This window comes from Brachybacterium sp. UNK5269 (assembly GCF_049266655.1).
GTDB lineage: Bacteria > Actinomycetota > Actinomycetes > Actinomycetales > Dermabacteraceae > Brachybacterium.
Window position 1 is genome coordinate 3,139,055 of record NZ_CP184883.1, and the last position, 19,538, is coordinate 3,158,592.

General features: G+C 74.3%; 13 protein-coding genes. 5 read left to right on the top strand and 8 right to left on the bottom strand.

The features are described from left to right. Positions 1-107 precede the first annotated feature (107 nt). Positions 108-740, top strand: coding sequence for a VanZ family protein (locus tag ACOJUI_RS14655; protein WP_422115672.1), 633 nt, complete (start codon positions 108-110; stop codon positions 738-740). Here ACOJUI_RS14655 and ACOJUI_RS14660 read toward each other — a convergent pair. Continuing rightward, positions 730-3,798: an AAA family ATPase gene (locus ACOJUI_RS14660; protein WP_422115673.1), complete on the bottom strand. Its 3,069-nt coding sequence runs from the start codon at positions 3,796-3,798 to the stop codon at positions 730-732. The two genes, ACOJUI_RS14655 and ACOJUI_RS14660, sit on opposite strands and share 11 nt — an antisense overlap. Beyond that, complete coding sequence (locus tag ACOJUI_RS14665; RefSeq protein WP_422115674.1) at positions 3,795-4,967, bottom strand: exonuclease SbcCD subunit D; 1,173 nt, start codon at positions 4,965-4,967, stop codon at positions 3,795-3,797. The genes ACOJUI_RS14660 and ACOJUI_RS14665 overlap by 4 nt, the downstream gene beginning before the upstream one ends. Positions 4,968-5,118: 151 nt before the next feature. Between ACOJUI_RS14665 and ACOJUI_RS14670 the strand changes: the two genes are divergently transcribed. Together ACOJUI_RS14670 and ACOJUI_RS14675 are read left to right on the top strand one after the other, a co-directional pair. After that, positions 5,119-6,597, top strand: coding sequence for a dihydrolipoyl dehydrogenase family protein (locus ACOJUI_RS14670; protein WP_422115675.1), 1,479 nt, complete (start codon positions 5,119-5,121; stop codon positions 6,595-6,597). Between the two features lie 127 nt (positions 6,598-6,724). Further along, positions 6,725-7,468: a hypothetical protein gene (locus tag ACOJUI_RS14675; RefSeq protein ID WP_422115676.1), complete on the top strand. Its 744-nt coding sequence runs from the start codon at positions 6,725-6,727 to the stop codon at positions 7,466-7,468. 30 nt (positions 7,469-7,498) lie between these two features. Here ACOJUI_RS14675 and ACOJUI_RS14680 read toward each other — a convergent pair whose 3' ends face one another. From ACOJUI_RS14680 to ACOJUI_RS14690, 3 genes are read right to left on the bottom strand one after another with little or no spacing between them, the layout of a single operon-like run. Then, positions 7,499-9,205 carry a PhnE/PtxC family ABC transporter permease gene (locus ACOJUI_RS14680; RefSeq protein ID WP_422115677.1) on the bottom strand — a complete coding sequence of 569 codons (1,707 nt, stop codon included), beginning with the start codon at positions 9,203-9,205 and terminating at the stop codon, positions 7,499-7,501. Further along, on the bottom strand, positions 9,202-10,083 hold the full coding sequence (locus ACOJUI_RS14685; protein ID WP_422115678.1) for a phosphonate ABC transporter ATP-binding protein: 882 nt from the start codon (positions 10,081-10,083) through the stop codon (positions 9,202-9,204). Before ACOJUI_RS14685 ends, ACOJUI_RS14680 begins: the two co-directional genes overlap by 4 nt. Then, complete coding sequence (locus tag ACOJUI_RS14690) at positions 10,083-10,997, bottom strand: putative selenate ABC transporter substrate-binding protein (protein ID WP_422115679.1); 915 nt, start codon at positions 10,995-10,997, stop codon at positions 10,083-10,085. The genes ACOJUI_RS14685 and ACOJUI_RS14690 overlap by 1 nt, the downstream gene beginning before the upstream one ends. A gap of 180 nt (positions 10,998-11,177) precedes the next feature. Here ACOJUI_RS14690 and ACOJUI_RS14695 point away from each other — a divergent pair, with 180 nt between their 5' ends. Then, the gene (locus ACOJUI_RS14695) at positions 11,178-11,909 is read left to right on the top strand and encodes a class I SAM-dependent methyltransferase (RefSeq protein WP_422115680.1); all 732 of its coding nucleotides are present in this window, start codon (positions 11,178-11,180) and stop codon (positions 11,907-11,909) included. A gap of 82 nt (positions 11,910-11,991) precedes the next feature. On the opposite strand, the gene ACOJUI_RS14700 is transcribed toward ACOJUI_RS14695, so the two are convergent. Genes ACOJUI_RS14700 through ACOJUI_RS14710 form a run of 3 tightly spaced genes read right to left on the bottom strand, consistent with a single transcriptional unit; the run spans position 11,992 to position 17,048 of the window. Further along, positions 11,992-12,648, bottom strand: coding sequence for an SRPBCC domain-containing protein (locus ACOJUI_RS14700; protein ID WP_422115681.1), 657 nt, complete (start codon positions 12,646-12,648; stop codon positions 11,992-11,994). Position 12,649: 1 nt separating this feature from the next. Then, a complete protein-coding gene (locus ACOJUI_RS14705; RefSeq protein WP_422115682.1) occupies positions 12,650-13,066 on the bottom strand; it encodes an ArsR/SmtB family transcription factor in 417 nt (138 codons plus the stop codon). Positions 13,067-13,097: 31 nt separating this feature from the next. After that, entirely contained in the window at positions 13,098-17,048 is a 3,951-nt protein-coding gene (locus ACOJUI_RS14710; protein WP_422115683.1) for an amino acid permease, read from the bottom strand. 525 nt (positions 17,049-17,573) lie between these two features. Between ACOJUI_RS14710 and ACOJUI_RS14715 the strand changes: the two genes are divergently transcribed. Next, the gene (locus ACOJUI_RS14715; RefSeq protein WP_422115684.1) at positions 17,574-19,019 is read left to right on the top strand and encodes an NAD(P)/FAD-dependent oxidoreductase; all 1,446 of its coding nucleotides are present in this window, start codon (positions 17,574-17,576) and stop codon (positions 19,017-19,019) included. Positions 19,020-19,538 lie beyond the last annotated feature (519 nt).

Consider the following 19,538-nt stretch of genomic DNA (forward strand, 5'->3'; position numbering starts at 1 on the left):
CTGTGAGCACTGAGAACGCCCGGATCGCAACGCTCGACCGCCGGCGACTCCCGATGGCGGCCCTCCGGACCCCGCCTCCGCCCAGCGCCGGGCCGTACCGTGCCCGGGTGAGCGAATTGCTGCGGCTGGCCCTGGTGGGCATCGCGGGCGGACTGGTGGTGTTCGCCCTGCTCCTGCTGCCCGCACGGTGGCTGCAGCGGCGGCGCTTCGGCCGGGTGCGCCCCTCCCGTCTGGCGGGGGTGGCGGTGATCTGCGTGTACACCATGACCCTCGCGGGTCTGACGATCGCACCGGCCTACGACGTGGCGGTGACCTGCCGCAGCCGGTCCGGTGGCGCGCTGCGCCTGGACCCCTTCCACACCGCCTCCGAGCTGCTCGGCATGCACCGCGGCGGGGCCGGGTGGTTCGAGCTGGCCACCAGCTTCCCGCTGCTGCAGGTGGTGATGAACGCGGCCCTGTTCGTGCCGCTGGGACTGATCCTGCGCGGCGTGTTCCGCCTGGATGCCACCACCTCGCTGGCGATGGCGATGCTGCTGTCGGCGCTGATCGAGGTCACGCAGTTCACCGGGGCGTTCGGGCTGTACCCCTGCGGGGTGCGGATCGCCGACATCGAGGACCTGCTGGCGAATTCGGCGGGGGCCGGGGTGGGGGCGCTGCTGGCCCCGCTCCTGACCCGGGCCGGGGTGCCGCTGTTCGACCGCGGACGCCACCCCGAGGCGCCGCCGCGATTCAGGCGGTGATGGTGAGCGAGGAGCGGTGGTCGGCGCCGCGGCGCACGTGGATCTGCTCGGCGATCTGCGCCTTCATCTCGCCGACGTGGCTGACGATGCCGATCACGCGGCCGCTCTGGGCCAGGCGGCCGATCTCGCCCACCACGGTCTCGAGGGTCTCGGGGTCCAGGGAGCCGAAGCCCTCGTCGATGAACAGGGTCTCCATCTGCACCCCGCCGGCCTCGCCCATGACGATGTCGGCCAGGCCCAGCGCGAGAGCAAGGGAGACGAAGAAGGTCTCGCCGCCGGAGAGGGTCTCGGGCACGCGCACCTGATCGGTGCGGCGGTCCAGCACCAGCAGGTCCAGGCCGGTCTTCTTCGCGCCGCGGGCACCGGTGTCGCGCAGCAGCTCGAGGTCGGAGCCGGAGAACAGGGCCAGGCGCGCATTGGCGGCCTGGACCACGGCGTCGAGGCGCCACATGAGCACGTAGGTGGACAGCTGGACGCGGTCCCCGTCGGCCGAGCGCCCTGTGGCGAGGTCGGCGACGCGCACCACGACGCCGGCCTGCTCGCTGACCTCCTGCACCTGCGCCGCGGCGGTGGCCAGTGCGGCGCGGGCGGCGGCGCCCCGTTCGGCGGTGCCGCCGTGGCGGGAGGCCGCTCCGGTGGCCTCCCGGGCAGCGGCCTGGGCGGTGGTGAGCTGCTCGAGCGCGGCGGCGCGGGCCTTGTCCGCCTGCTCGCGAGCCTCGTCTGTGACGACGGCCTCGGCGATGCCCTCCTCGGCCATGCCGTCGGCGAGGCGGGACTCCTCGACGGCGCGGGCCTGGACCAGGCCCTGGAGGCGGCGGCGCTCCGCGCTCTCCAGCACCGAGGCGCGCACCTGCGCATCCGTGTCGAGCTGCGCGGCCGCGCGGGCGGTGGCCGCTTCCCGGTCGAGCTCGGCGGCGCGGTGCTCGGCCTCCCGGCGGGTGCGGAGGGCCTCGCGCAGAGCGGTGGCGGCGCGGGCGCGGGCGCTGTGCGCGCGGCGGCGACCGGCGACCGAGTCGTCCTCGCCGCGGGCCTCGACGAGCTTCGCCCGATCGGCCTCGAGCGCCTTCGCGCTCTCCGCGATCGCGCTGCTCTCGCGCTCCACGGCGAGGGCGCGGGTCTCCTTCTGGCGGGTCAGTCGCTCGGTCTCCTCGTCGAAGGCGGTGATCTTCCGGTCGAGCCGGTCGGCATCCTTCTGGGCGGTGCGCGCGGTCGTCACCTGCGCGGCCGCCGCGGTCACGGCGGCCGCGGCGGCCTCGGGGTCGAGGTCGCCGGCGGTCTCGCGCAGGCGCTCGAGCTCCTGGACGGCGAGGGCGTGGGCCTGCGCGGCACGGGCCTGCGCCGCCTCCGCCTGCTGCCGCTCCGCCTCGGCCGCCTCGACCTGCTCGGGGGTGACGGCGTCGGCGGCGGGATCGGCCGGGTGGGGGTGCTCGAGCGCCCCGCAGACGGGGCAGGCCTCGCCGGCGGTGAGGTCGACGGCGAGCTCGGCGGCGATCCCGGCGAAGCGGCGGCGGCGCAGCTCCGCCTCCGTCTCGGCGCGCTGCTGGGCGGTGCGCAGGGTGGTGGCCTGCTGGGTCGCGGCGGTCTGCACCCGCTTCTCCTGCGCGGCGGCCGCGGTGGTGGCCTGGTGGCGCTCCTCGGCGGCGCGCTGGGCGAGCCGGGCATCGGCGAGGGCCGCGGCGGCGGTGCGGGCGCCCTCGCGGGCGGTGACCAGCTCGGCGCGCTCGGCGGGCCGCGCGCCCAACGTCTCGGTCAGGGCGGTGAGCTCGGCCCGGGCCTCCGTGAGCGCCGTGCGGCGCGTGGCGAGGCGCTCCTCGCGCGCGGGCAGCTCGTTCTCGAGGGCGACCAGGTCGGCAAGGGCGCCGGCCGCGGTGGTGGCCTCCTCCGCGGCGGCGGCGAGGCGGGCAAGGGCGTCGTCGGCCTCGAGCAGCTCCACCAGGGCGGGCTCGGTGGCCAGGGTGGAGTCGGCGAGCTCGGCCAGGGCGGCGATGGCGGTGGCGGCCTGGGCGGAGGCCAGATCGCGGCGGCGCAGCAGGTCGGCGACGGGCCGGGCGCTCTCGTCGCGCTGCAGGGAAGCCCGGGCGGCCTCCACCTGGGACGTCTGCGCAGTGAGCGTCGCGGCGAGGGCGTCGAGCTCGCGACGGCGATCGATCCTGGTCAGGGCGGTGCGGGCGGCGTCGGCCGCGGTGCGGGCGGCGTGCTCGGCGGCGGTGGCGGCCGCGGCGGTCTGCTGGGCCTCGGCCGCGCGGGCCACGACGGCCTCGAGCTGTCCGTCGGCGAGGGTGGCGAGGGGGTCGAGGCGGAGGGCGCCCGCCTGCTCCTCGAGGGCGGCGGTCTGCTCCTGATCGGCGGCGATGGCCTCGGTGAAGCGGGCCAGCGCGGTGCCCAGCAGCTGGGTGGCGGCGTCCACCTCGCGCTTGGCGGTCTTGCGCATCTCCTCGAGCTGCCGCTCGACCGCCGCGTAGGTCTCGGTGCCGAAGACGCGCTGGAGCACCTGCTGGCGCTCCCTGGTGTCGGCGCGCAGGAAGCGGGCGAACTCGTTCTGGGGCAGCAGCACGGTCTGGGTGAACTGGTCGCGGCTGAGCCCCACGGCGCGCTGGATCTCCCGGCCCACCTCGTCGATGCGGGTGGCGACCGCCTCGACCCCGCCCCCGCCGCCGGCGGCGTCGGCGATCACGGCGGCGATCAGCTGCGGCGAGCCGATCCGCCACAGCACGGCCTTGGCCTGCTCCTTGGTGGTGCCGCTCCCGCGCAGCTTGGCGCGCTGGAACTCGGGGCTGCGCCGCACCCTGTAGATGCCGGAGGCGGTCTCGAACACCAGGTCGACCACGCTCGCCTCTCGCGGCGACGCGAAGTGCGAGCGGACCCGTTCGGCGCTGGTGGCGCTGCCGGCGACCTGCCCGTACAGGGCGTAGACGATCGCGTCGAGGATCGTGGACTTCCCGGAGCCGGTGGGGCCCTCGAGCAGGAACATGCCGCCGGCGCCGAGGGCGGCGAAGTCGATGTCGACGGTGCCGGCGAAGGGGCCGATCCCGGTCAGACGCAGATGGTGGAGCTTCACGAGGCCGCCTGCTGACGACGCACGTGGCGGTAGGCGCTCTCGAGCACCTCGTGCTCGGCGGCGGTGGGCGCGGCGCCGGTGACCGCGGCGAGGAACTCGTCCATCACCTCGAGCGGGTTCGCCCCTCGCCGCACCACGGGAGTGCCCTCGCGGGCGGTGCGGCCCTCGGGGGCGTACTCGGTGACCAGCAGGTGCGGGTACGCCTCCCGCAGCTGCTCCTGCAGGTGCGGGGACCGGGCCGGGTCGGTGACGACGGCCTTCAGCCAGTCCCCGCCGTGGTCCTCCTGCTGCGCGAGGATCTCGGCGAGGGTGCCGCGCAGCTCGGTGAGCGGGCGCGGGACGGGGGTGGGGATCTTCTCGACCGACACGTCGGCCTGCCCGCCGGTCCCGGGGGCGCCGAGCTCGACCAGCAGCACGGCCTTGCGGTGGCCCCGCTCGGAGAAGGAGAAGGGCAGCGGGGAGCCCGAGTACCAGGCCGGGGCGCCGACCGTGCGGGAGAGGTCCTGGCAGCCGTGCAGGTGGCCCAGGGCGAGGTAGTCGATGCCGCCGAGCACACCGGCGGGCACCGAGTCGACGCCGCCGACGGCGAGGTCGCGCTCGGAGTCGCTCGCCTCCCCGCCGGTGACGAAGGTGTGGGCGAGCACGACGACGCGGGCACCCGGATGGGCGGCGGCCCGCTTCCGCACCCGGTCCAGGGCGGCGCGGGTGACGGCCTCGTGGCTGCGGGCCAGCGGCGGCTCGCCGTCGGCGACCAGCTCGATGCGCGCCCGGTCGGGCTCGAGGTAGGGCAGACCGAAGAACAGCACCTCCCCGTGCTCGTCGGCGACGGAGACGGGATGCTCGATGCCGGGGACGTCGGTGAGCAGGTGGATGCCCGCGCGCATGAGCCCGCGCCCGAAGCCGAGCCGCTCCGGGGAGTCGTGGTTGCCGGAGGTCAGCACCACGGTGGTGTGCTCGGCGAGCCGCGCCAGCGCCCGGTCCAGCAGTTTCACGCTGGTCACCGAGGGCACCGCCCGGTCGTACACGTCGCCGGGGATGACCACGACGTGCACCTCGCGCTCCTGGACCAGCTCGACCAGCCAGTCGAGGAAGGCCGCCTGGTGCTCATGGAGGTCGACCTTGTGCAGCGTGCGCCCCAGGTGCCAGTCCGAGGTGTGCAGGATTCTCATGGGCGTGACTCTAGGGAGCGAGCCTGACAGGCGGGGTCCGTGACCGTCGCTGTGGGCGCAGCCAGGCTGGGGAGGAGCCGTCGCCGACGCCGGCATCCACCGGACCGCCCGTCCCCGTGACGCCGTGGCACCGGCGGCGTAGCGTGGCCCCATGGCCACCGACGCGCAGTCCACCGCCCGCTCCGAGCTCACCGCCGACGTCGTCGTGATCGGCGGCGGCCCGGTCGGCGAGAACGTCGCCCAGTACGCGATCGAGGGCACCGACCTCACGGCCGTCATCGTCGAGGGCGAGCTGGTGGGCGGTGAATGCTCCTACTGGGCATGCATGCCGTCGAAGGCGCTGCTGCGCCCGCTGGCCGTCGCCGACACCGCCGCCCACCTCGAGGGCATCACCACCCCGACCCTGGACCGGGACGCGCTGCTGGCCCGGCGCGACGAATGGGTCTCGCACTACGACGACAGCAGCCAGGTGGAGTGGGCCGAGGGGGCCGGCATCGAGGTGGTCCGCGGGCACGGTCGCCTCGGCGGCGAGCGCGAGGTGCTGGTCGAGGGGGCCGACGGCACCACCGTGGTCCGGGCGCGGCGCGCGGTGGTGCTGGCCACCGGCTCGGTCCCCCGGATCCCCGCGGAGCTCTCCGCGCTGCATCCCTGGACCTCCCGCGACGCCACCGGGGTGCAGGAGATCCCCGGCGAGCTGGTGATCGTCGGCGGTGGCGTGGTCGCGGTGGAGGCGGCCACCTGGATGGCCGCGCTCGGCACCCGGGTGACGCTGCTGGTGCGGGGCGAGGCCCTGCTGCGCGGCTACGAGCCCTTCGCCGGTGAGCACGTCCTCGAGGCCCTCACCGCGCTCGGCGTGGACGTGCAGCTGGGCACCTCCGTGGTCTCGGGAGAGCGGTCCGAGGGCCGCGACACGGGGACCGGCCGCGTGCACGGCGGGCGCGTGAGCCTGCAGGTCGAGGACGCGGACGGCGGCCGGGAGGTCGCCGCCGACGAGCTGCTGGTCGCCACCGGCCGCATCCCTCGCCTGGAGGACGTCGGCCTCGAGAGCGTCGGGCTCATCGCCGACGACGTGACCGGCGCCGAGAAGCCCGTCTCCGACGACGCCACCGGTGCACCGCTGCCCGACTGGCTGCACGTGGTGGGCGATGCGAGCGGGGATGCGCCGCTGACGCACTGGGGCAAGTACCGCGCCCGGGTGATCGGACAGGCGATCCGGGCCGGCGCGACCGGTGAGCCGCTCGAACCGGTGCTCCGCTCCGTCCCGGTGCCGCAGGTGGTGTTCACCGATCCGCAGGTGGCCACCGTCGGCCTCACCGCCGAGCAGGCGCGCGAGGCCGGACACGAGGTGGTCATCGCGCAGGTGCCCTTCGGCAGCGCCGCCGGGAGCGGGCTGCTGCGGGACGACGTCACCGGCACCGCGCAGATCGTGGTCGACGTCCCGGCGCGGACCCTGCTCGGCGCGACGTTCGTGGGGCCCGAGGCCTCCGAGCTGCTGCACGGAGCGACCATCGCGATCGTCGGCCAGGTACCGGTGCCCGTGCTGCGCCATGCGGTGCCGAGCTTCCCGACCGCGTCCGAGCTGTGGCTGCGCCTGCTCGAGGAGCTGCCGCGGGAGCTGCGCCTGCCCTGAGCCAGGGTCCCGGGGCCCTCCTCCCTTGGGAGGAGATCGCCCCGGCCGGCCCCCGCGGGGTGCTCGGACCGGGTGGAATGGAGGGGCGGCCGCGCCCTGCGCGCCGCCCCGACCGCCCAGGAGAGTGATGGCCGAACGACGGCGACGACGCGCCCAGCGCCGCCTGCACCCCGGCGACGGCAGCCCCCTGCCGCCCTTCCACCTCGGCCATGCGCTGCACCGGACCCGGTTCTTCCTCGATCACGAGGCCGCCGACGGGACCCGGCTCCGCGGCGTCGTGGACGTCGACTTCTTCGCCGACGACCTCGGCACCGGCGCGACCCGCCGGCGGATCGACTCCCTGGCCGGGACGGTCGGGCTCGGCGACGCCCGGGACGAGGCCGGGTCCGCGGCGCCCCCGGCGGCGCTGTACGTCGACGGCGTGCAGGTGCAGCGCTCGGACCTCCCGGCGGCGTTCCCCGTCCCCGGCGGCGTCCTCGAGGTCGCGGCCGGTCTCTACGGACTGACCCGCATGCACCTGGTCACCGAGGACGGCCGGGAGCGCATGCTGGCCCCGCATCCGCGCTCCCTGGAAGGGCTGCGCGCCCGCTTCGCCCAGCGCTTCCCCGGCATCAGCCGCGCGATCGGGGCGGCCGCGGTCGTGATCCTGCTGCTCGCTCTGGCGCTGCTGGTCCCCCAGCTGCTCGAGCTGGTCACCGGCATGGAGGTGGTCGCCGAGCGGATCGGCACCTTCACCTCGCCGCTCCAGCTGCCGGGCTGGGCGAGCACCGCGCTGCTGGTCGCGGGCATCGCCGCCGCGCTCGAGCGGGCGCTGACCCTGCGCACCCACTGGCTGATCGACGCCGACACCACCTGGTCCTCCGGGCTCTGACCGCACCGGAGGCGCCCGTCGGCCCGGCGGCTAGCGCCAGGCGCGGCGCGCCGCGGCGCTCGCGGCATCGACCAGCAGGGAGAGCAGCAGCAGCGCGAGCACCACGGTGAGCATGCCGGAGTGGTCGAAGGCGGACCGCTGGGACTCCAGCACCCGGCCCAGCCCACCGGCGCCGACCACGCCCACCACCACGGTCTCGCGGAGCGTGACCTCCCACCGGTACAGCGCGTACGCGGTGAAGCGCCCGGTCACGGTGGGGACTACGCCGTAGCAGAACGTCTGCAGGGGGCTCGCGCCCAGCAGGTGCAGCGCCTCGATCGGCCGGCGGTCCATCGTCTCCAGGGTCTCGGTGAACAGCCGCCCCAGCACCCCCGCGTTGTACAGGCCCAGGGCGACGGCGCCGGGCAGCGGACCGGGCAGGAGGACGAACAGCAGCAGCAGCGCCCACACCGGCGGGGAGACCGCGCGGATGCTCAGCAGCAGGAGCCGGCTCAGCGCCGCGATGGCACCTCGCCCCCGCCCGGCGCCGGGCCCGGGCGCCCCGAGGAAGGCCGCGATGACCCCCAGCAGGCTGCCGACGACGATCGCGACCACCGACATCTGCACCGTCGTCGCGGCGTCCGCGACCAGCTCCGCCCAGGTCGTGGGCAGGCTCGGCGGGAGGGCGGCGGCGATCATGTCCCCGGCGCGCTGCCAGGTGCGGGCCTCGAGCAGCCGGGCGAGGTCCGGCTGCAGGTAGGCGACGGAGGCGAGCGAGAGCAGCAGAGCGAGCCCGAGCGAGAGGCGGGTCCAGCCGGTGCCCGGGGCGGTGCCGCTGCGGTGGCGCCGGGTCCCGGCGCGGGGGTGGCCGACGGCGCCGCTGTCGACGCCCTCGGGGCTCGCGCCGGACCGGCGCAGGCTCGCGCTCCAGCGGTCGAAGAGGAGGCCGAGCAGGATCAGCACGTAGATGAGCGTCCACATGCGCTCGTAGTTCAGGCCCGCGAAGGCCGTGGTGAGTTCGAAGCCGAGGCCGCCCACCCCGATCATCCCGAGGATCACCGCGGAGCGCAGGGCGCAGTCGAAGCGGTAGAAGGCGTACGCGACCAGGTCGCCGCCGATCCGCGGCAGGGTGCCGTAGCAGAAGGCCTCCACCCGACCGGCGCCCGCGCCGATCAGGGCGTCATAGGGTCCGGACGGGGTCTCGTCGATGATCTCGGCGAACACCTTCGCGGTGATCGCGCCGAAGGGGATCGCGAGGGCGAGGACCCCCACCAGCGGGTCGCGGCCCAGGACCATCACCAGGGCGATCCCCCACACCGCCTCGTGGATCCCCCGCGGCAGGCCCCAGCCGATCCGGGTGAGGGTCCAGCCGGCCCGGCGGCGCCGCACGGCGCGCTCCGCCGCGACCGGCGCCGCCCGCCACCAGGCCTCGCTCATGAGCACACCGCCCACCAGCCCGATGAGGGTCGCGAGCACGGCGCCGAGCAGGGAGAACGCGACCGTGACGGCCGCGGCGTCGAGCGTGCGCAGCAGGAAGTCCGCGCTGAGGTCGGGACGGATCGCGGCCTCGGCGACGGCGCGCAGGGACGGCCAGCCGGCCGGGTTCAGCACCTGGCCGCGGCCGATGCCGGTTCCCCACAGCGACCACGCGATCAGCGCTACGGCCAGCAGCGACCACCACCGGGCGCGGCGCGAGGAGTCCCGGCGGGAGGAGCTGCCCGCAGCGGCCTCGAGTCGCGCGAGCGCGGGCGCCGTCATGTCTCGAGCCGGTAGAGCGCATCCCGGTGCCGAGCGGTGACCTCCGCGGCGGGCAGGTCGAACGCGATCCTCCCCTGCCGCAGGCCCACCACCCGGTCACAGGTCTCGCGGGCGACGTCGAAGTCGTGCAGGCTGATCAGCAGCGTCCGCTGGCCGGTGGCGACCACCTCCGTGAGCATCTGCATCACCGCCCGGGCGCGCTCCGGATCGAGGCTCGAGATCGGCTCGTCGGCCAGCACCAGGGCCGGCTCCTGGACCAGCAGCCGGGCCAGCGCCACGCGCTGCTGCTCGCCGCCGGAGAGCCGCTCGGTGCGGGTGCGGGCGAGGTCCTCGATCCCCAGGCTCCGCATCGCGGCCAGCGCCGGCTCGGTCTGCAGGGGCCGGATCAGGGAGACCAGGGAGGTGGCGAGCCCCCAGCGGCCCAGCCGTCCGGCGCTCACGTTCTGCAGCGCGCTCAGCGGTCCCACCAGGTCCAGCCGCTGGTGGACGGTGCCGGTCCGTGCACGCAGGGCCCGCAGCTGCCGGGGGGTCGCGGTGGCGAGGTCCGTGCCGAGGACGTCGACGCTGCCGGCGCTCAGCGCTCGGGCGCCGCTGCACAGGCCCAGCACGGTGCTCTTGCCGGCGCCGCTGGGGCCGACCAGGGCGACGCGCTCGCCGGGGGCCACCGACAGCGACGCCTCGAGCGCGACCTTCTCGCCGTAGCGGACCACCACCGCGCGCAGCGCGACGGCGGGAGTGGCCGACGCGGGTGCGGCTGCGGCCGGTGCGGATGCGGCCGGCGCGCCCGGCGCGGGCGCGGACTCGGCCGAGGCGGCGCCCGCCGTGCGGGCCGGCCGGTCCGGGCCCGGAGCGTCGGCGGAGATCCTCCCGAGCGGCATCAGCCGATCAGCCCCAGACCGCGCGCGACCTCCTCGATCTCGTCGTAGTTCGCCGCCTCCGAGGCGATCAGCCGCTCGCAGCCGTACTGCTCGAGGATCGCGGGGCCGGCCTCGGCCTGGTGGAGGGAGAGCATCGCGTCGGTGAGCTGCTGGGTGAGGTCGGTGCCGAAGCGGTCGTCGGCGTCCCCGCGCAGCAGCCAGTGGTAGTCGTGGTACTCGGGCGACTCGAGCACCTTGACGACCCGCTCGGGGTCGACGGCGCCGTCCTCGACGGCGCGGTCCCAGACCTGGCTGTTCAGCGCGCCGCCCTGGTAGGAGCCGGAGGAGACCAGTTCGAGGGTGGTGTCGTGGGAGCCGGAGTAGCCGGGCTCGCCGTCGAAGTCGTCCTCGGTGACGCCGGCCTGGCCGAGGAAGTAGGAGGGCATCAGACGGCCGGAGGTGGAGGTCTCGGAGCCGAAGGTGAAGCGGGTCCCCGCGAAGGCGGTCAGACCCTCGACGGCGTCGACCGGCTCGATGCCGGTCTCGACACCCGCGATGAAGATGCTGGTGAAGACCTCGTCGATGTCGCGCTGTGCGATGACCGCGGACTGCGGGTTCTGCAGGCGGGCCTGCACGCCGGTGAGGCCGCCGTAGAAGACGAGGTCGAGGTCGCCGGCGCCGAACAGGGCGACCGAGGCGGCGTAGTCGGGCACCGGCACGTACTCGACGTCGATCCCGAGGGTCTCGGCGAGGTGCGCGGCGAGGGCTTCCTCGCGCTCGGTGAGGACGTCGGGGTCCTGGTCCGGGATCGCGGAGATTCGGAGAGTTGCGTATCCGCCATTCGGCGAGCCACCGACGCCGTCCGCGGAGCAGCCGGCCGCAACGGCGAGGGTGGTCAGTCCGAGAGCGGCGACGACGCTGCGGCGTCCGAGCATGGTTCCTCCTGCAGGCGACGTGCTGCCCCTCGAGAACGGGACGGCCCACTCGCAGTGTAGGGCGGCCCGTGCGGAACCAGCCTGGTCAGCGCCGCCCGCGGAGGGGGGCGAACGTGACCGATCCGCCCGCGGCGCGAAAACCACTCGTGGCGACGAGCTGGCGCCCGTACCCTCGCCGGTATGCCCCGCCGGCCTGCTGATGCCCTGTTCGCCGAGCCCCGGCTCGCCGCCTGCTATGACACCTTCGACGGCGAGCGAGACGATCTCGACCACTACCAGCAGATCCTCGCCGAGCTCGGCGCCCGCACCGTGATCGACCTGGGCTGCGGGACCGGCTCGCTGGCGGTGCGGCTGGCTGCCGACGGGCTCGCCGTGACCGCGGTCGACCCCGCCCTCGCCTCGCTCGACGTGGCCCGCGGCAAACCCGGCGCCGAGCGGGTCACGTGGGTCCTCGGTAGCGCGGAGGACCTCCCCGCGCTCGGGGCCGATGCGGCGGTGATGACCGGGAACGTCGCGCAGGTGCTCGTCGACGAAGCGGACTGGACGTCGACGCTGCGGGCGCTCCACGCCGCGCTGCGCCGGGGCGGCGCGCTGGTGTTCGAGTCGCGGCGCCCCGAGGCCCGCGCCTGGACGCGGTGGCAGGCGGCGACCGAGGCCACGCACCTGTTGCCGGGCGTGGGCCGGGTGATCACCCGCCCGGTGCGCCTCGAGGTGGACCTGCCGCTGGTGACCTTCGAGGACGCCTATCTCTTCGCGGACGGCACCACCCTGACGTCGGCCTCGACCCTCCGGTTCCGCAGCGAGCAGGAGCTGCGCGAGTCGGTCACCGCCGCCGGGTTCACGGTCGAGGAGATCCGGCAGGCCCCGGACCGGCCCGGACAGGAGTTCGTGCTGATCGCCCGGGCGAACTGAGCTCGGCGCCGGCCGCTCCGCGGATCGGGTCGGGGTCCGTTCCCGGTGCGGCCGCTCCGGGAACGGGATCCGACCCGCTGCCTCACATGGCGGCGCCGGTGTAGAAGGCGTAGGTGGCGTCGGCGTTCCGGGCGGCGAGCTCGGGGTCGGCGCCGTCGGCGACCTGGGCGATCGCCCAGCCGTCGGCCGCTCCGCGATAGAAGGCCTTCCCCTCCTCGGTCATCGCCCAGGCCTCGGCCTCCCCCGGTGCCAGGGAGCCCTCGGTGGCGCCGAGGTGCAGGCCCAGGCCCAGCAGACCACCGTCCCAGCCCACGCCGGTGGCGCCGGGCCCGTAGGTTTCCCACATACCCTCGGGCATGTCCGCGACGCGGGCGACGTGCTCGAGCTCGAAGCGGGTCCGCTCGCCGTCGGCCGCGAGGCGGATCGTGACCCAGGAGACGCCGCCGCCGAACTCCCAGGTGATGCGGTACTGGGCGGCGCCGTCGGCCGGCGGGGTGCAGTCCAGGACGGTGCCGCCGGCGTTGCCCTCGAGCTGGTAGTGGCCGCCGAGCTCGAGCTCGCCGGTGACGGGCAGGAACCAGCGCGTGATGCGCTCGGCGGTGGTGACGGCCTCCCACACGTCCGGGAGCGGGGACGGGTAGGTCTGCTCGAGGCTCTGGACGTAGGAGGGCTCGCCGTCGCGGTCCTCGGTGCGGGTGGCGCGGGTGACGGACTTCAGCTGGGTGGGGACGTCGACCATGTCAGTGCTCCTGGGGTGAGGGTGCTGCGGTGGGTGGTGCGGACGCGGGGGCGGAAGCGGACGCGGAGGCGGGGTCGGGGTCGGCCCGGAGGCGCCGCTCGCGGCGGCCGCGGGCCAGCTCGGTGCCCAGGGCGTCGAGCGGAGGCAGCCAGAAGCGCTCGAAGGCGCTCAGCCACTCCCCCGCCTGCTGGGGGCCGCGGGCGTCGATGGCGTACAGCCGCCGACGACCCTCCGGCCGGACGGTCGCGAAGCCCTCGTCGCGCAGGACCCGGAGATGCTGGGAGACGGCGGGCTGACTGATCCCGAACTCCGCCTGCACCACCTCCCCGATCTGGCCCGCGCTGAGCTCCCCGTCGTCGGCGAGGAGCTCGAGGATCCTGCGCCGCACGGGATCGCCGAGGACGTCGAGTGCGTGCATGCGCCCATCCTTGCGTCCACACTTATATAAGTCAAGAGTGATTCGTTACGGCTCCGGAGCGGACCGCGAGCAGCCGGTAGACGATGCCCAGCGCCACCAGCAGCAGGCCGGAGACCACGGTCGCCCCCGGCAGCGCGAGCACCAGCGTCGCGCAGCCCACCAGTCCCAGCACCTGCATCACCCTCGGGAACAGCCGCCACTGGCCGGTCTGGGTGAGGGCGGCGAGGTTCGCGATCGCGTAGTACAGCAGCACCCCGAAGGAGGAGGCGGCGATGGCGACCAGGACGTCGGAGGCCAGCAGCACGAGCAGCAGCACGGCGGCGCCGGCGGCGGCCTCGGCCCGCTGCGGCACCGCGAAGCGGTTGCTGACCCGGGCCAGCGGACGGGGCAGGTCGCTCTCGCGGGCCATGGCGAGCATGGTGCGGGAGACCCCGGCGATCAGGGCCAGCAGGGCGCCGCAGGCCGCCGCGACCGCGCCGACGGTGACCACCACCCGCCAGCCGGTGCCCGCCCCGACCGCGTCCAGCGCGGCGAGGAAGGGGGCCGGGCCCCAGCCCCGACCGCCGGGCGCGGGCCCGACCAGGACCAGCACGATCGACAGCGCCAGGTACAGCACGCACACCGCGGCCAGGGCGAGCAGGATGGCGCGGGGGATGGTGCGGCGGGGGGCGAGCACCTCCTCGCCGAGGGTGGCGACCCGGGCGTAGCCGGCGAAGGCGAAGAACATCAGCGCCGCGGCCTGCGCCACGGCGAGCGTGATGCCGAGGGCGCCTCCGCTGCCGGCGCCGAGCACGGCGGCCGGCCCGCCGTCCCAGAGCCCCTCGGCCGCGCCGGCGAGCGGGCCGGGGATCTCGGTGCCTCCGGCCCCACCGGCCGCTCCCCCGCCGAGGCCGACGACGCCGGCGAGCAGGCGCGTCCCGGTCAGCACCAGGGCGGCCAGGGCCACGCTCACCAGCACCCGGGCGAGCGCCGCGGTGCGGGTGATGCCCACCAGGTTCACCGCCGTCAGGACCACCACCACGGCCGCGGCGAGGATCCGCTGGGCCGGCTCGGGCACCAGGTACGCGGCGATGACCATCGCCATCGCGGCGCAAGAGGCGATCTTGCCGACCACGAAGCACCAGCCGGCGAGGAAGCCCCACCACGGGCCGAGCTGCCTGCGGCCGTAGTGGTAGGCGCCGCCCGAGGAGGGGTGCTGGGCGGCCAGCTGCGCGGTCGCGGTGGCGTTGCACAGCGCCACCCCGGCGGCGAGCAGCACCGCCAGCGGTGCGAGCGCTCCGGCCAGGTCCTGGGCGGCGCCGAGGGAGACGAAGGCGCCCGCGCCGATCATCGAGGCGAGGCCGATCACGACCGCGTCGCGCAGTCCGAGTCGGCGGGCGAGGGCGCCGGCTGAGGTTGAGCTGGTCATGGGGGGGGGGGGGGGGGGGGGGGGGGGGGGGGGGGGGGGGGCACGCCCTATCGGTGGTGGTGGGGACGTGCCGAGCCGACACGCCTGCGGGTCAGCGGAGGATCCCGAGCCACGCAGCTGGCGGGCCCGTCCGCCGCCCTGGGACCACGGGCGGGTCCTCTGCCGACTCAGACCGATCGCCACGAGACCGGCAAGGGTGAGCAGACCGGCCGCTGCCGCCATCGCACCGGCGCTCACACCGGTGCGGGCGAGATCGGAACGGTCGGGCTCGGCCCCGGTGACGGTGCCGGTGGATCCACCCTCACGGCCGTCACCGACCGTGACGATGCCACCATCGACCCCCTGCCGTTCGCCGTCAATGTCGCCGGGCGGCGAGGTACCGCCGTCCTCCGCACCGTCGCCGGGCGGCGAGGTGACGCCGCCGTTGTCATCGTCGGGCGGAGGGGTGGCGCCGTCGCTCTCCTCGGCGCAGCCGGCCGGCGCTTCACCTGCGGTCCACTCGAAGGAGGGAAGATCGATCGTCATGGCGGTGCCGGCGTCCGGCCGAGCCGTGATGTGCAACGGCACGACGGTTCCCTCGGGTACGCAGAACCAGTCCTCGAGGGTCACGTCGGCGCTGAGGCGGCCGACGTCCTCGGAGTGCGTGTACGGCGCTTCGAAGGTGCCGAACTCACCCGCGTCCACCACCACGGAGTCGATCTGCGGGGCGCCGAGGCTGAGCGACTCGACGCCGCCTATCCGCAGCACCGGATCGCGGTCGACGCCCGCCTCCGCGTCGTACTGCCCACCGTCGAGGATCTGCAGCTCGATCTGCCGCTGCCAGAAGTCGGGCTCCAGGTCCGGGTGCGCCTCGAGGTAGTCGATGAAGGCGTCGCGGTCCAGCACACCGCTGTCGCGCACGTCCTGGGCTTCGGACAGCGCCCACATGTTGTCCCCTCCCTCGAAGAGGAAGCTCGCCGCGACGATGGTGTAGGTGCCGGCAGGATCGATCGGCTCACCGTTGACGCGGATATGGATGATGCGATCGTCGCGATCACGGGTGCTGTCGACGATGTACTCGACGTTCTCGGAGACGCTGAAGGCGAGGAACGCCTCATCACCTGGATCGACCTCGCCACCACCGGCGGTGCGCTGCCACTGCTCCTCGAGAACCTGCGTGAACTGAGCACCGGTGACCTCACCGGAGTTCAGGGTGTTGCCGAACGGAACCATGCTGTTGGCCTCGGCGTAGGTGACCACGCCATCCCCCTCGCTGCCGGCTTGCTCGTACCAGAGCTCGGCGCGGATGCCACCGGGATTCATCAGACCGATGACCTCGTTGCCGCCGGAGAGTCCGGCATGCTCGAGGTACCACCTCATCGAGTCGGCGAGCATGTTGCCGGCCGCGGAGTGCCGCGAGCGGTCGTCGCCCTTGGTGGTGGCCTGATTGGTCACCGGGGTGTTCTCGGTACGGACGCCGTCGACGTACGAGGCTCTGGCGTCGTTCCACGATGTCGTGATGGGGCCCGAGACCGACCCGACCGACTCGCGTCCGACGATCGCCGCCTCGTCGATGGCGTCCTGAGCAATCTGCTCGACGCTCTGTGTGACCGACGTCGAGAGCGCGCACTCCTCGCGCGGGGCGTCTCCGTCCGCCTCGGCCAGCGTCGCATCGATCAGGGTGGGGTCGCCGACGACGTCCCAATCCCCGTCCTCGCCCAGCTGCAGCGTCGTGGCCCCGAGGTACGCGGCGCTGGCGCCGGCCTGGATGATGGGGCGCTCCTCGCCGTCCTGCCCGGGCACCGGCGCGTTGTAGCTGTAGACCCGGTGCGAGTCGCCGTTGAAGATCGCATCGACCTCCGGAGACGTCTCCTCCACGATCCTGTCGAAGATCGGGTCGGTGTTGGCGGGCGCCGCCCCCGGTTCAGCATCGGCGCTCGCGCCCTCGTGGTAAGCGGCGACGATGACGTCGTACTCCACACCGGAGGCCTCGAGCTCGGCGACCGCCTCGTTCACGGAGTCGACCGGATCGCGGAACTCGAGGCCCTCGATCGCGACAGGGCTGACCTTGCCGACCGTCTTCTGGGTGACAGCGCCGACCGCGGCGATGCGGACGTCGCCCTGCTGGATGATCGCGAAGGCCTCGTGCACGCGTTCACCGTCGCGGTATACGTTCGCGGCGAGATCCGCGAACTCGGTGCGAGGCTCGATCCGCTCGAGGAGGTCGTCGACACCTTGGTCGTACTCATGGTTGCCGATGGCGCTGGCATCGACGCCGAGGGCGTTCAGCACATCGATCGTGGGCTCGTCGTTCTGGACGGCGGACTCGAAGGCGGTGCCGCCGACGTTGTCCCCGGCGGAGAAGAGTGCCGTGGTCTCGTCCTCAGCGCGGACCGTCTCGACCGCGCAGACAAGACCGCGGGCGCCGCCGAGTGCACCGTGGAAATCGTTGAAGGTCATCAGCGTGACCTCATCGCCCGGTGCGGCGGCCACGGCGGGGCCGTGAGGCACCAGCGCCCCGGCGAGGACCACGACCGCAGCGCTGAGGCCCACGGCCGCTCCGCAGACTGCTCGACCGACGGAGGATTCGGGCATGGACAACTCCTGAACGCGACATCGGAGCACACGGTGTGCCGAGGTCATTCCACCGCATCACGGGCTCGACACGCCCGGCGTTCTCCGACCGGGTCGCCAGATGTCATCGGCCGTTCATCTCGGAAGCTGCCGACGGGAATCCGCGAACGGGCGACGACGCGGCACGCGGCCGAGGGGACGGCATGCCGAGAACACCGCTCTCGTGCTGCACAGACGACGCGAAGCGGAGCTCCTCAGATGTGAGGCAGGCCGCTCCCCGGCTGTGAGTCGTGGCGGAAGTCCTCGCCGGGCGGTGTCCCCCGGAGCAGGGGGTGGGTAGCATCGGTGGGGACTTCGGACGGTCCGCTGCAGCCCGTGCACAGGGATCCCGGCTCCGATGCTCATGGAGCCGGTCCCCGGGTCGCAGTCGGCACCGCCCGCAGCCCGCCCGCTCCTCTGCTCCCTCCCCTGTCAGATGCGGATCACGACCCGGCCGGCCGATCGCTGCGCCCGGGCCGCCGACGCATCGCCCAAGGAGTCCTCGCCATGGTCCTGCCCTTCCTCAGCCGTCGCCCCACCGTTCCCGCGAAGGACGGCGCGAGCTGGCCGCACGTGATCATCCTGGGCGGCGGCTTCGCCGGCGCCCACGCGGTCTCCGCGCTGCGCGACGCCCGGGTGCGCGTGACCCTGATCGACCGCAACGTCTACAAGACCTTCCAGCCGCTGCTGTACCAGGTCGCCACCGCCGGCCTGAACCCGGGCGACGTCACCATGTTCCTGCGCGGCCTCTCGCTGAAGGTGCCCAACATGCGCTACCGCCAGGGCGAGGTCGAGGGCGTGGATCCCGAGCGCAAGGTGGTGCGCCTCGACGAGGGCCAGAAGGGCATCCAGGAGCTCCCCTACGACTACCTGCTGATCGCCAACGGCGCGACCACCACGTACTTCGGCACCCCCGGCGCCGAGGAGCACGCGATGCCGATGTACACCCGCAGCCAGGCGCTGCGGATCCGCGACCGCATCTTCTCCGAGCTGGAGCGCTCCAGCCGGGAGGTCGGCACCAGCCACGACAAGCTGCACGTGTGCATCGTCGGCGGCGGGCCGACGGGGGTGGAGATCGCCGGCGCCCTGGCGGACTTCCGCATGCAGGAGCTCGACATCCTCTACCCCGAGATGGACCCCGGCACCCTGCAGGTCACCGTGGTGCAACGCGGCCAGGAGCTGATCAAGGAGTTCATGCCGAAGTTCCGCCACTACGCGGCCGACGAGCTGCGCGACCGCGGCGTCGTCCTGCGCCTCGGCCACGGCGTGAAGGCCGTGGGCTACGACCACGTGGTCCTGGACGACGACACGGTCCTCGAGTCCGACATCACGATCTGGGCGGCCGGCGTCGGCATCCCGGAGTCGGTCTCCGACTGGGGCTTCCCGCAGGATCGCCGCGGCCGCATCGCGGTGGACGACTACCTGCAGGTCAAGGGCTTCCCGGGCGTCTACGCCGCCGGGGACATCGCCGCCCAGGACGACCCCCTCCCCCAGCTCGCGCAGCCCGCGATCCAGATGGGACGGGCCGCCGCCAAGGCCATCGCCGCGGAGGTCGCCGGCAAGCCCCGCAAGAAGTTCTCCTACACGGACCTCGGCACGATGGCCACCATCGGGCGCCATGCCGCGATCGCGGAGGTCCCCGTGCTCGGCGGGCTCAGCGGCGCGCTGGGCTGGGCGGCGTGGCTGGGCGTGCACGTGACCAAGATGATCGGCCACCGCAACCAGCGCGCCGTGGCGATGAACCTGGTCTCGCTGTACGGCGGCACCCGCGCCACCCACCAGCCGAACCCCGTGGTCGGTGAGGTCGACTCGCTGCGCGCGGCTCGCATCTTCGAGGAGCAGGCCGCGCACCGCCTGTTCGGCGACGGCGCCGGGGCCTCCGGTCCGGCCGACGTCGCCGCCGCCGAGCACGCCGAGGGCGGGGCCGAGGTCGTCGGCGCGGTCGAGCACTGAGCCCCGGCCGCGGTGCCCCGGCCCCGGTGCCGACACCGGCACCGGCACCGGCACCGGCACCGTGCGCCCACCCGGGTTGCCCCGGCCACCCCGGCTACCCCGGCTACCGGACAGTTATGTGCACCCTGCTTCCAATCTTGGAAGCCAGATGCACATAACTCGCCGGTAACCCTTGGTTAGCGGGCCCAAGACCACTTCACAATTCTCGCCTCACACCCCGCGCCCGGCGGCCTGCGCCACCCGCGGCCTGCCCCAGGCGAGCACCGGTCATGACGCCTGCCCCCGGACCTGGCACCAGGGCATGGGGTCTGGCCCCGGGCCTGGGGTCTACCCCCGGACCTGAGGCCTGGTTCCGGGCCTGGGGTCGACCCCGGGACTGAGACCTCGCCCCGGCCACCGCGCAGTCATGTGCGCTGAGCTTCCGTTCGTGGAAGCCCAGCGCACATGACTCGTCGGTCAGGTTCCGGGCGGCGGCTCAGCGGCCACCTCGGAGTCCTGCCGCGGACGGACCCGAGCCGT

Excerpts from the sequence above, each read along its gene's own strand:
- ACOJUI_RS14665 (WP_422115674.1), bottom strand. The coding sequence starts at position 4,967 with ATGAGAATCCTGCACACCTCGGACTGGCACCTGGGGCGCACGCTGCAC.
- ACOJUI_RS14670 (WP_422115675.1), top strand. The coding sequence starts at position 5,119 with ATGGCCACCGACGCGCAGTCCACCGCCCGCTCCGAGCTCACCGCCGAC.
- ACOJUI_RS14675 (WP_422115676.1), top strand. The coding sequence starts at position 6,725 with ATGGCCGAACGACGGCGACGACGCGCCCAGCGCCGCCTGCACCCCGGC.
- ACOJUI_RS14680 (WP_422115677.1), bottom strand. The coding sequence starts at position 9,205 with ATGACGGCGCCCGCGCTCGCGCGACTCGAGGCCGCTGCGGGCAGCTCC.
- ACOJUI_RS14685 (WP_422115678.1), bottom strand. The coding sequence starts at position 10,083 with ATGCCGCTCGGGAGGATCTCCGCCGACGCTCCGGGCCCGGACCGGCCG.
- ACOJUI_RS14690 (WP_422115679.1), bottom strand. The coding sequence starts at position 10,997 with ATGCTCGGACGCCGCAGCGTCGTCGCCGCTCTCGGACTGACCACCCTC.
- ACOJUI_RS14695 (WP_422115680.1), top strand. The coding sequence starts at position 11,178 with ATGCCCCGCCGGCCTGCTGATGCCCTGTTCGCCGAGCCCCGGCTCGCC.
- ACOJUI_RS14700 (WP_422115681.1), bottom strand. The coding sequence starts at position 12,648 with ATGGTCGACGTCCCCACCCAGCTGAAGTCCGTCACCCGCGCCACCCGC.
- ACOJUI_RS14705 (WP_422115682.1), bottom strand. The coding sequence starts at position 13,066 with ATGCACGCACTCGACGTCCTCGGCGATCCCGTGCGGCGCAGGATCCTC.
- ACOJUI_RS14710 (WP_422115683.1), bottom strand. The coding sequence starts at position 17,048 with ATGCCCGAATCCTCCGTCGGTCGAGCAGTCTGCGGAGCGGCCGTGGGC.
- ACOJUI_RS14715 (WP_422115684.1), top strand. The coding sequence starts at position 17,574 with ATGGTCCTGCCCTTCCTCAGCCGTCGCCCCACCGTTCCCGCGAAGGAC.